Source organism: Pseudomonas sp. 32A (genome assembly GCF_052682255.1).
Map to the genome: position 1 here is coordinate 2,370,183 of NZ_JBQYLY010000001.1, position 12,323 is coordinate 2,382,505.

Genomic DNA, 12,323 nt, shown 5'->3' on the forward strand with positions numbered 1-12,323 from the left:
TTACATGAAATGTTGGAGGGGGACGGAGAGGCTTCTATTGCACAGAATGACACCATTTGGCAATATCTCGCCCCCGCACTCTCTTGTCAGCTCTCCATCCCTCTCATTTGGGGGCTGCGTCCTGGAGAGCGTGGGTAACCCGGCCTCGCGCCGGGTTTTTTATTCGCCCAGCAGGCATGGCTGAGGGATAAATTTTGAGCAATCAGCGACCCTATGTATGGGGTGCTAGGGGTCGAGTGTTCGAATCACTCCGTCCCGACCATATTTTTCAATGACTTAGCCCAATCTGAAAAGGTTGGGCTTTTTCATGTCTAAAAAAATACTCCCACATTTACTCCCACGGATATCTTGGGTCTCGGTAGATATGCCACTTGAGAGGCGTTCGACTCTCGTTTCCCCGGGCAGGTCGTATCACTGCAAGAGCCTGAAGGCGCGAAGACGCTTGTTAAAGGGTTGCCGATTTTGAGAGCGGTTGCGGTTGATGCAGAGTCGCGCCGCAAAGCCTGGTAAGCCCGAAGTCTGTATATACAGTCAAGGTCGTTCTCTCCAAAGAACATTTTGACTGGGCTCTAGGGCGGTGTTTTCAGGTCGATAAATCTTTTGTTTGCCCCCAGTTTTGCCCCATTCGCAAATCATGCACGGGCGATCGAGATTGGGGATCCTAACTGCGTTCCGGTTTAGCCATTGATGGAGTTCAGTGTAATGCCATAGATGGATTTGGTGGCGCCGCTCGGGTGCACGCTTATAACCATTTCCGGTAAGCGTCGGAAAGTTCGTATTGCTGGGCTAGAAAAGTGCCCTCGCCTTAAAGGCGAGAACTCTATTGGACATCAGGCCGAGCGGCTTTGACAGGGTTTCAAAGGTATCGTAAAGAGCCTAGGGAACATAAAGGGAGCTGAACAATTGTGCACAACGATCATCCAATTTGTCGTATCTGCTAACTTGGTAGTGCTCGAATTCCACAAGGTCTACAAGCCTGGACTCCAGATCGACGTAGGCGCGGGAGTGATGTTCGAAGATGTCGGGCAGGTCGAAATCATCGAACACTTCGTGCGTGTGCCTGTAGACCGAGGCGAGGCACTCATAAATGCCGTCGGCATGGATGAATCGAGGGTGTCGAGAAAGAAGGTGGAAGCCTTGATGTAAAAAGCGTTTGTTATGGGCCATTGCCTCAGACACGGGTGCTGTGAACTCTCTAGCCCAGCGATAGGTAAGTCGCTTGAGTGTGGCATCGATTGACGGAGTTTGTATAAGCGCTGCAACGTTGCAGAGTGATAAAAACAGCTCGAGGTTGCAAGGTTCTATATAGGGCGAGATCAAAGGGATAACCCGGTCGTCCAGCAGGTTGGAGAGCGACTCGATTCTGCCGTTCTCCAAAAGCTCAATGAGCAGGGTGTCGCGATTGACGTCCAGTTCGTTATAGATTTTTTGCGAGTTACCCCTAAGTACCAGTGCACGAAAGTACCCGGCACGGTAGTCGGTGCAATAGGGGCTGGAAAGGCTTTGGCTATGCCAGTTGATTTTCACGTCGAAGTCGTTGGCAGCCGCCAGCGCGGCCCTGAGTCTGGAGCGAGCATTCGAGGACGGACGGGAGCGCGAGCTTTCCTGTGCGACATAGTGACCGTCTGACATAAATCCAAGGACGGATTGGAATTCGCTAACAAAAGAAGAAGGGTCGCGCTCAGGGGCGAGCAATTGTATCAACTCGATGAGTTGTGTCTGCGATAAATCCGTGATGACGAAATCGTGGGGCAAGGCGTGTTCGAAGGTTTCTTCCCGGACCATTTTTATGATTGAGGAGGCGGCCAGTCCCTGGGGTTTATTGCTGATAGTTCGGTGGGGCGGTGGATACGGGCTTCGGGCGCTAGAGGCCGGCTTGCGACGGCAGAGATCTGGTAGGAGAGCTCCGAGAAAGGAGTGATCGGAACACACATCGCCTAAGAGGTGGCGAAGGTAGGACTCCGTGGCACTGCCGCCTCCCCGTGCTATAACGAGTTGTTTGGTGGCATGGATTTTCAACCATTCGCAGGTTGTAGTCTTTAGCAAGGCTTCGATGATGTCGATTTTGCCATGTTTGCGTAATGACCGGATTGTAGCCAGTTGAAGTAAGGGGAGGTGGATGGCATTTTCCACAGCGCCAAGATTATCGGGCGCGGTTCGGTTGTCGCGTGAAAGGCTGTCATACAACCACTCGGCAGCGGTCTCGCCTGACGTCGCGCATTCTGAAAACCATCTGTCCTTGATTTCACGGTCAACGAGGCCCCCCACGAGCTTAATAAAGGTTATTCGTCCCAAGGAATGCCACTGGAGAAATAGTCTGGCGTTATGTTCGATGTGCAAGCTCAGAATAAGGTAGCTGGAAAGACTGACACTGTGATCGGCAAGCGGAAGTGCAGTTGTCAGCAGAGGGGTATGGATCAGCGAGAGTAAAGTGTCGTACGGCAACTCGCCTGCCGCTGCTATTGCTGCCCTGCGGACCTTCCATGATTGGGCGTTATCAAGTGCTAGCTTGACGAGTAAAGCAGATGCCCGTTGGTCTTTACTGCGTCTGGCCAATATGCAACGCCACACCATGAACGGGGCATCCTGGTGCTGGTCATGGTCTAGATCACCTGTATTCTTGGCACCGGAAGCAACAATGGCCCTGGCCAGATAAAGTGCCGTGGAGGTGTCCTGTTCCTTGCGATAGGCCTGGATCATGGGGGCGAGGACGGTGCTGTCCCTTCGGTATTGCAATCGCATCGCAGCGAGGCAACGAACCTCTCTGTGGGGGCTTGTCAATGCCATGACCAAAAGCGCTGAAGCGTCGGGTGCATCGAGTTCGCTCAATTTGAGCAATGGGCCCAGCGTCAGTGCTATGGGTGCGCTGCCTTGGTTTGCTTCGAAGAATTTGCGCAATAGAGCTATGGCACCCTTGAATGGGCTAAAGCTACAGGTCAGTAGGCTGTAGAGCTCCCACTGGTCGTCCGTGTCTTTTTGGCCGGGCAGCGCTGCGAGTGCGTGCAAGGTTTCTTCGAGGTCGACACCTAAAAGCGCGAGTGCTGTCATGGCCCAACGGCGCTCTCCAATCGATATTAACGGGTTTAGAACGACGCTTTCATAGTTGCCTCGCTCACACAACGAGGGCATCATCGCTGGGATAACTGCATGGAAGGCCGCCATTGGTAGCTGGTTGACAATCGACGCGTGACAGAGCACAGGGGTGTGCCTGTCTGCAAACAGAGAGATCACGCGAATGGCATTGGCGTGCAACCCCGGATCAATAGAGGGCTGCCTCAGGATTTCAATACTGTGGCGTTTCAAGGCAACTCTAAGTGGACGGAGAGTGTCGACGAGCGGACCTAATAACGCCGATTTGGAAATCAACATGGCCTGCGTGGAAACGGACGGCAAGGCCGTGATAAGGGCTTTGGCGTCCTCCAGTGTAGCTATTTTCAGATGAAGAGGGCTTACGTGTTTATCGCAAGTAGCGGCTCTTAGTTCTTCTGCATGGACTTGGAAAACGCGACTGAGTGTAACAACGCGTTTGTCCTGCGAAAAAATGCCTAACAGTGATCGTTGTGTCTCGAAAGATTGGGCGTCGAAAAGGCAAAGGGTCGCTTCTGAAAGTACGAATTTGAACTTTCTTATGCCACTCGACAGCGTGGAAAACGCGGATTTCCGTTTTACCTCATCCGTGGTCGCATCAACGATAAGCACTATCAGTTCTTCAATTTTTCCAGGGTCGATCTGCATGATGGCTTCAGTAATCGCACTGTCAAACTGGTAGTCGAGCTGTGGATGTTTGATCCGTTCTTTCAGTACAGCGATCAGAGCATTGGCATCGTTGTAATCCAGCGCACGCAAGAGGTCAGGCAGTATGAAACAGCGCTCAATGGCCTTGTCGGCTTGTGCAAAGGTGGTAATGACTTCCTCTGCGCTGATGAGTTTGCGGCGCAATACAAAGCTTGCCAGTTCGTTCCAGTTCAGCCCTTTAAGAAAAGCCTGTTTGGCACGGGCTTGTGCCATTGCGGTGAGGTTGGCTTTATCAAGGTGAAATACCTCGGCGCTGACGACGCCGCACGACCCGTACCAAGTGGCCAGTGTTTGGTGTGCACAGCGGCGGGTATCAACAGGGATATTCTCTTCAAGCCCCGCCCTGACGACCTCATGCATTTCCAATAGACCGTCACCTCGGGTCCGCAACAGGCCAAGCTCAAGCATTTCTGATATGGCGAGCGCCACAGGTTCCTTGGGGAAAATCTCTATGGCGTCGGAGCGGTCGAATGGGAGGGCGAAACATATGAGTTTTTCCGCCGCAGAGCAGGCGCGATTACTGATATTTGCGAATCTGATCCGCTCTGCCATGGGCAGAATCTTTTCTGGTTCTTGTGCGGCGAGCATTTGCATTTCGCCGAGCGTTGAGGCACGTGCAAGTGTATCCGCAAGCGTTGCGAACAAACCGGATTCTCGACCTGCGGTGATGCGCCTGAAGATCCTATAAAGCGGCCAGTCTTGGGAGTTGGCGTGGTAGTGGCTTACCAGCCTGGAGAATTCCTCATACGTAAAACCGCGCAGGTTCAGCGTGGCAACATGGGCGCTTTTGCGTTCTAAGTTGCTCAGCAGCAGCGGGCTTTCTTGGGAAAAAAATAGTATTGATACGGCGCCAGGTTGCAGCGTCTTGATAAATGAACTGATTTCACGCTTGAACGACGGACCGCATGTACCGTCGGCAATGTCGATCAAGAGCAATATTCTGGCGCTGGACACGCTTAATGCCGCCGCTAACTGCGAGATACGTTCTTGTTCTGTCTCGACCGCTCGGGTAATAACTTTGAAAGGTTCTCGAATACCTATCCTACGCAGCTGAAAGGAAACTCCGGCCAGCACGGACCTCAGGGAAGTCTCCGGCCTGACTTCGATGTAATAGATCTCGCGGCCTGGCTCACGTTGGCGGGCCAGATGATAAGTCTCGGTAGCCAGGTGGGTCTTTCCAGATCCCGAAACACCGATCACTTCCGCGAAAGGCTCAGACATCAGCGAATGGGTGATGTCGGCGCGCGTTATGTGATGGGGGGACAGGGCCGGGGGCACGCGGATGGGGCTCATGTGCGGCCATACACAACGCACCTCCGCTTCGAAATCATCCCGAGAGAAACATTGCCTAGGCTTTTTCGAGATTTCATTGATAAAGGCTCGAAGGTTGAGATAGAGCGTGCTGTTGACGACCTCTGCAGAAAGAGCCAAATCGCTGGAGAGTGTATTCTTTACACGAGCATTGACCTGCTGTTCTGATCCGTACCCACATCGCAGAGTGATTCTTTCTAGCACATGCGGAATGGAGCTTGCGTAGGTTGAGAGTTTCTGCGCGTGGATGTTGACGAGGCGCTTCGATGCACCTTGTTGGGTGGCGATTGAAGAGATGTGTTCCCCCAGCCAATTAACGAAAGTGTCTGAGTTGTGTGTCATTGTCCACGCTTTCAGCCGCTTGTAATTGGGCTTGGGTAGGTGTTCGACGGGTAAACCATCTGCTTCAAGGCTTTGTCGAGTGATCAACAAGACCATGAGCCAGAATGACGCCGGGCACTGCGCTGGCGCTTGGGTTCCCGCGGCAATAAGCTGTTTGAGCTCAAAGTCGCTTTCATCACCCAGAATCCATATTTGCCTGGCCTTTTCGTTACGTAAATTATCTACGGCGGAGCCCATCAAGTGCCGGGCGGCTTTATGCAGAGTCCAAGGGGACGGTGTGAGTTCGCCTTCTACGTTCTCTGTTGGCTTTTTAATCTGAACGAACGTAATGCCTTCGGCGCTTTTAGATTCATAGAGGTCCAGATCATCCAGTCCCTCTGGCCTTACTCGGCCCTCAGGGTGCTTTCTGAAATGCTCCAGCAACAGTTCTAGAATAACCGCCGCTTGGTAATCAAATCCTTTGATTGCACTAATGCCGCCTGACATGAATGTCTCCTGAATGATGTCTGTCGCCCATATTTGCGCTACGCTCGCTTTCCAGCCCCAGCTTATGCAAGTTGCTTATGAGCAGTTATCACTAGCTCTCAGGGCTGCCGAACAACATTTCGGCCTGGCTATTACGATGGGGCCAGCTCGAAAAAAGCGAGTTTTCCCCCCATTTTTGCCCTCATTCACACCGGGTGTGGGAGCTATCGCGAATGACGTTTTCTGACGGAGACTAGGGTGGATTGGGGGGCATTTTACCCCCGTCTCAGATTTGAGTGTTTGGCATCGATCGTCAGTTGGTGAAGGTAGAGAGAGTGGCGGGTATGACCGCAAACTTTCAGGGTACACCTGAACTGATGTTCACTGATAGCATGTGGCCATTGAATAATCAGCGCTGATTTTTACATTCAATTTGGTGAACGCAATGGTCGATGCTACAGGGAAGTACTTAGACGTATATCAAAGCTGGCAGCAACACCTCTTCAACTTCAACCTGGCAGTCCGGGATACCAATACGCCGGGCTTGCGTAAGCCTCAGCTTGCCGCCCTATACGCTTCACTGGGCCACCTGGTGATGTCTCCGGCCACGACGGCAACGATCGTGATGCCAACGGGTACCGGCAAGACCGATACCATGCTTGGTCTGCTTATCGCAGGGCGGTTGGCAAGGACATTGGTGCTCGTCCCGTCAGATGCCTTGCGTTCCCAGCTTGTCGAAAAATGCCTCGGGCTGAAAAAACTTCGGGAGATCGGTGCTGTTTCTGCCACAGCACTTAACCCTGTGGTTAGGGCGATCGGCTCAGGAATGTCGGCTGAAAATGTCCAACAGCTTGCCGAGGCGAATGTAATTGTCGCTACTCCGCAAGCATTGCAGCGATTCGACACAGAATCGCTCCAAGCCTTGGCTGAGCTCTGCAGCCACCTGATCATCGACGAAACCCATCATGTGGCTGCCATGACATGGGGGCGGGTGAAAACCGCGTTTAAAGAGAAGCCATGCCTGCAGTTCACTGCTACGCCTTTCAGGGAGGACAATCAGCCCCTCGAAGGCAAGATTATCTACAACTACCCGTTGAAGGATGCGCAGATCGATGGCTACTTCAAGTCGATCGAATTTCACCCAGTGCGCGAATACAACCTCGAGTTGGCTGACCAAGTGGTTGCTGATAAGGCGGTAGAGTTGTTGCGAGGTGATCGAGAGCAAGGCTTTAACCACCTACTGATGGTACGCGCACGATCGCAAAAACGTGCTGAAGCCCTGTTTGAGCTCTACAAAAAGCATGAAGACCTCTCACCCATTCTCATCCACAGCAAGGTGCCGAATCGGGTCAAGCTGCTGGGTGAAATTGTCGAGAAGAAATACAAGATCATCGTATGCGTGGACATGCTGGGCGAAGGCTTCGACCTGCCAGAGCTGAAAATCGCGGCTATTCACGACCAGCATCGCAGTCCGGCCGTCACGCTACAGTTCATCGGCCGGCTAACCCGGGTTGATGACACGCTAGGCGACGCCAAATTCGTCTCAAACATTGCCAACCAGAAAGTCGATTACCAGATGGCAGTGCTTTACAAGGAAAGCGCCGACTGGAGCGCCGTGATTCGAGATGTGAGCCAAGACAAGATCGCCCGCGAAATCGAAAAAGAGACGTTCACTGAACAGTTCCCGGGTGATGCCGACTCCGAGGAGATCTTCGGGTTGAACCCAAACCCCAAGATCAGTGCGATCGCCTACCATGTGGAGCGCGACCATTGGCGGCCAGAGAAAGCGAATCACTTCTCCCAGAAGAAAGAACCGCTGCAGTTCCTTTCTATCAACGACGATTCAGACACCATCATCATGGTGGCCCGACGAGAAACACCCGTCGGATGGGCTCAGACCTCGGCGATTGTGGACACGAACTGGATTCTGTACCTGGCGTACTACCACGCGCCTGACAAGACGCTCTTCATTCACTCCTCTGGTGATGAGTCGCAAGCGACGCGTTTTTTGAATTTGATTGCAAAGGATGCCAGGCGAATCAACGGCGAGCCTACCTTCCGAACCCTGCACAACATCAAGCTCATGAAGCTGCAGAACGTGGGGCTGTCCAGGACACGCAAGGATCTGAGATTCACGATGCACGTCGGGCGGGACATCAATACCGTCATCAGTGAAATCGAGAACGGCACGGCGAAAAAATCCAACATCTTCGCAACGGGCTATGAAGATGGACAGCGCACCACCGTTGGCTGCTCTCACAAAGGGAAGATCTGGGAGATGAACTCTTCCAGCATCATTTACTGGATTGATTGGTGCAAGCGCGCCTCACAGAAACTCAACAATGCCACGATAAATCCTTCTGAAGTGCTCAAGGATGTGATTCGCTCGGAGAAGATTGAGGGAGCCTGGCCAACTGGACTCTTCTATGCTGATTGGCCTGAGCCCATTGCGATCGAAAACGAGCAGAAAATTTCGCTGGCGCTCAATGGTGAGATCTTCAACCTGCTTGATGTCGAGCTTGGCAAGCCTCAGCGGACCGACGATCTGACACTAGAAGTGCCCGTCATCGCCATAGCAGCAGATGGCACGGAGTGTCAGCTTCCTGGCATCACGATACGGTTACTGAACGACAGCTACCAAGTCTCCTGCCCAGGGGTGAAGATCATTTTCGCTGAAGAGAGCTCGTTTGAGCAGTACCTGGATGCGAACCCTTTGGTCCTGCTAGCCGTAGACGGTTCAATGGTCGAGGGTAATTACCGGTTCTACACACCCAATAGTTTGGACTTGAAGCTTCCTATAGCGCTGATTGAGGCTTGGGACTGGGGGACCACCCAGATCCACAGCGAGTCCATGAGGGCAACTCGTAACATGGACACCGTCCAAGGTTTCACCTACAGCCGAATCGAGGACGACTATGCATTCATTTTCAACGATGATGGCGCAGGTGAGATTGCGGATTTGGTGGCAATCAAAGAAAGCAAGGACGCAATCTTTGTCGACCTTTACCACTGCAAGTATTGCCCCCAAAAAGATCGGCCTGGTGCTCGCGTGAACGATGTCTACGAGGTCTGCGGCCAAGCGTCACGATCGGTGAAGTGGCTGCACACCGAGGAAAAATTCTTCAATCGATTGATGTGGCGGTACCAGCAATCGCTGCCGAAAGGGTTCGACAGAATCCTCAAGGGTGACCCAATAGATTTGGAGCTGCTTCGCAACAAGTGCCACGACCACGAGATGATTTTCAGATTCGTGATCGTACAGCCTGCCATTTCGGCAGCGAAAATCTCCGCTGATCAGCTTGCTCTCCTCGGCACCAGTTACTCCTACATTAAGAACGTATCTGGTTCAGATGTCCGGGTCGTAACCAGTGCCTAACAGAAAGGGGGGGCACCATATTGCCTCCGGCTTCTTGGCCAGGTGAATCTGGAGATAGGGCGGGAAGGTATTCATTGATCAAAGAATTTGAGGCCTCGGAAGTGTGGCAGGAGCAAGGATGGCCCAGTCAAAGAGAATCAAAGTAATGCTGTCCAGTCGTTGTAACGATCGCTTTCCCGCGGACAGCGATCAAACGCTCAGCAATATCCGAGAGCAACTCAAACGTGAGATAGAGGGCACGAAGCTATTTGGCAAACAGGTATTTGAAGTTTGGATTAACGAAGATGCACCTCCTGCGGACGGAATGCAGGACAGCTGGGAAGCCTGTTTGCAAGCCGTGAGGGATTGCGATGTGCTACTGGTGCTGTCCAATGGTGATGCCGGCTGGGCCAGTGGTGACGGCGACATTGGTATTTGCCATGCGGAGTACATGGAGGGACTAGCCACTACTCGGGGGAAGGTGCGCTTCATCGCTATGCCAAATATCCCAACAGGCGATGGCCAGGTAGCTGAGACAGCACGTAATCAGCGCTTCCAGGCCTTTATTGCACAACAGACACCCTTCAGGGGTGGAATGGTCTCAACCGTTGAGCAATTGCGTAGCCGCGTTCAGGAAGCGCTTCTCGATGCGTTGGTCGTTCTGACCCCGCGCGGTGTAACCGCTGCGGCTTCGAGCCGTTTCGATATGGGCCAGGCGCTGGATTGGACACGGATGGACTTCCGTCAGCGCAAACGAGCGATGGAAGCGGTGTTACTGCAGGCGCTCAATGGTGGCAAAGTCCTTTCTAGCGAAGCGTTCGCCATTGTTCCAATTGCTGGAGTGAATGTCGTTGTGTTTGTCCATGCAATCCCGGCTGCGTTCACGGTTGCTGCTGCGCGTGAGCTGGTGGGTAAGCCTTTTCTACGTGACCATGAGCATGCTGATCTGTTGAAAGGTGCAGAAGGACCGTTGCATTTAATCGCCCAGAGACTCAGGCCACTGCGTTGTTAGGCTTTCCGGATGCTACGGTTGTAAGCGGTTCCTTCGGTATTTTTGTCGCTGATGATGTACAGAAAGTACAGTTTGCCTTCCTGGCCAACTGTCGCGATGCGTCGCAAACGCGCCATGCGCTCCAGCGTTTTAGGGAATGGTTGGATCAAACAGGCGAAGCGCAAATTCTGGCCAAGAGAGCCGCTTCACGCGCCAAGATTGTCAAAGTTATTGCCGCCGAACTTGAAGGGAGATAACAGGGATGTCAAAAGCACTTTTTACTGTGGGGCCAGTATTGTCCTTCCGAGGCGTCAGCAAAACCGGGCAGTGGCAGGTGACCGCGTTAGTCGGAGTTGTAGCTGGCGCCGCATTTCCTGTTCTTTCTGTTGACGGCCACGTTTGTCCGGCGCCGAAGGTTTTGCTGGAGCGCCCGAAAGAAACCATCCTTCGTTACGACCTGAGCTGTGATCAGCAGGCGCAGGAGCGAACAATAAAGTTTGGTGTAGGGCAGGAAGGGCCGCAATGGCAGTTCTCCATTCCCGGTCGAGACTATGCCCCAAGAATGGCCTACGTCTCTTGCAATGGTTTTTCGGACCCTAGTGGGATGCGCAAGTTGGTGCGCCCTGAAAACGCCGTCTGGACTGACCTGATCAGCAATCATGACAGTGACTTGCGTGCTGCAGGTTACGTGCTGGACAAGGAACAGCTTTGGCATGAAGGACGAATTCATGACAAGGGCTTGAAGCGGTTCCAATTGATGCTGATGGGGGGCGACCAAATTTACTTTGACTCGATTTGGGAGGATGTGAAGTCCCTCAAGAAATGGGTCGGACTGTCGCGCAAGGAGCAATTGGCGTTCAAGGTAAGTGCGGCGCTGGAGAAAGAGATCGAGTCCTACTATTTCGGGCTCTATGCCAATCGTTGGCTGCCAGATACGCGGCGTGACTGGGGGCACCCCAAACCGAACCTTGATGCCGCTGATGCGATGGCGAGAATCCCTACGGTGATGATGTGGGACGACCACGACATCTTCGACGGTTGGGGGTCCTACAGCCCGGCTATGCAGCACTGTGAGTTATTCCAGGTGTTGATGCGTCATGCGCGTAGGGCGTTCTGGGTGTTTCAGTTGCAGCATGCCCTTGATGATTTGCCGCCGTTGCAATTGCTCCAGCGTGCAAACGTTTCCCAGCAGGATCCACAGTATGAGCCGATGCAATGGAGTGCCCGATTAAAGGGAGATCGATTGGCCTTGCCGCTCTTGGATGGTCAGCCGGGCTTTAGTTTTGGCTATCACTTGGGGCCGGTATCGTTGTTTGTTGCTGATCTGCGCACTGAGCGTTCACGTACCCAGGTACTGGGGGCCGATACCTGGACTGCTATGCAGGCTTGGCTCAACACGCTCCGTGACGGTAAGCCTGCTCATCCTGGAAGCAAATGTCAGCACTTGATCTTCATGTCCTCGGTTCCGGTCGCGCACCCCAAATTGTCGCTGGCTGAAGGGTTGCTCGATACGTTTGGGCAGGATCATGTGCTCGACAGTAATGCTGATGACCTTAAGGATCATTGGTCGCACGGGGATCACGAGGGGGAGCGTAAGCGACTCCTGGAGTCGCTGACTCGTATTGCTGAGCAGAGAATGCTGCGTGTATCCATTGCTTCTGGGGACGTGCATGTCGCGGCCTGGGGCAGTTGCTACCGAAGGGATATTCCGCCAACGTCGAACTGGGCGCAGATTCAGCAATTTACTTCGTCAGGTGTGGTGCATCCGTCGTTGATTGGAGTGGCCGAACGGCTTTTTCTTCAGTTGCTGAACCATACCGCCAGCAAGGTCCAATCCATCGATGTGCAGCACTGTGTCGAGATGATGTTGTTCCCCGGTTTTAATCGGTATGTGATGCCGGCTCGGAACTGGTTGGCGTTTGAGTTGGACATGGGGGGCGAGACGGGATGCAAGCTGTGGGCGACTTGGCGTTGTGAAACTGAGGTAGGTTTTTCCAACCATCTGCAAGCGGTGCATCCGGCTCAGAAATAGTGGTTCTAGGATAGGTGCTTTCAAGGGGTATG

5 protein-coding genes are annotated in these 12,323 nt (G+C 53.1%); 4 read left to right on the plus strand and 1 reads right to left on the minus strand.

The features are described from left to right. Positions 1-876 precede the first annotated feature (876 nt). Positions 877-5,934, minus strand: coding sequence for a hypothetical protein (locus tag ACUN0G_RS10895; protein WP_445573356.1), 5,058 nt, complete (start codon positions 5,932-5,934; stop codon positions 877-879). A gap of 424 nt (positions 5,935-6,358) precedes the next feature. Between ACUN0G_RS10895 and ACUN0G_RS10900 the strand changes: the two genes are divergently transcribed. The 4 genes from ACUN0G_RS10900 (at position 6,359) to ACUN0G_RS10915 (ending at position 12,291) form a co-directional block, all read left to right on the plus strand. Further along, complete coding sequence (locus ACUN0G_RS10900) at positions 6,359-9,289, plus strand: DEAD/DEAH box helicase (RefSeq protein ID WP_445573357.1); 2,931 nt, start codon at positions 6,359-6,361, stop codon at positions 9,287-9,289. A gap of 118 nt (positions 9,290-9,407) precedes the next feature. After that, positions 9,408-10,280, plus strand: a complete 873-nt coding sequence (locus ACUN0G_RS10905; protein ID WP_445573358.1) for a DUF4062 domain-containing protein — start codon at positions 9,408-9,410, stop codon at positions 10,278-10,280. Next, positions 10,274-10,516 (plus strand): hypothetical protein, encoded by a 243-nt coding sequence (locus ACUN0G_RS10910; RefSeq protein WP_445573359.1) that lies wholly within the window; start codon positions 10,274-10,276, stop codon positions 10,514-10,516. The genes ACUN0G_RS10905 and ACUN0G_RS10910 overlap by 7 nt, the downstream gene beginning before the upstream one ends. Before the next feature lie 5 nt (positions 10,517-10,521). After that, on the plus strand, positions 10,522-12,291 hold the full coding sequence (locus ACUN0G_RS10915) for an alkaline phosphatase family protein (RefSeq protein WP_073162564.1): 1,770 nt from the start codon (positions 10,522-10,524) through the stop codon (positions 12,289-12,291). Positions 12,292-12,323 lie beyond the last annotated feature (32 nt).

Excerpts from the sequence above, each read along its gene's own strand:
- ACUN0G_RS10895 (WP_445573356.1), bottom strand. The coding sequence starts at position 5,934 with ATGTCAGGCGGCATTAGTGCAATCAAAGGATTTGATTACCAAGCGGCG.
- ACUN0G_RS10900 (WP_445573357.1), top strand. The coding sequence starts at position 6,359 with ATGGTCGATGCTACAGGGAAGTACTTAGACGTATATCAAAGCTGGCAG.
- ACUN0G_RS10905 (WP_445573358.1), top strand. The coding sequence starts at position 9,408 with ATGGCCCAGTCAAAGAGAATCAAAGTAATGCTGTCCAGTCGTTGTAAC.
- ACUN0G_RS10915 (WP_073162564.1), top strand. The coding sequence starts at position 10,522 with ATGTCAAAAGCACTTTTTACTGTGGGGCCAGTATTGTCCTTCCGAGGC.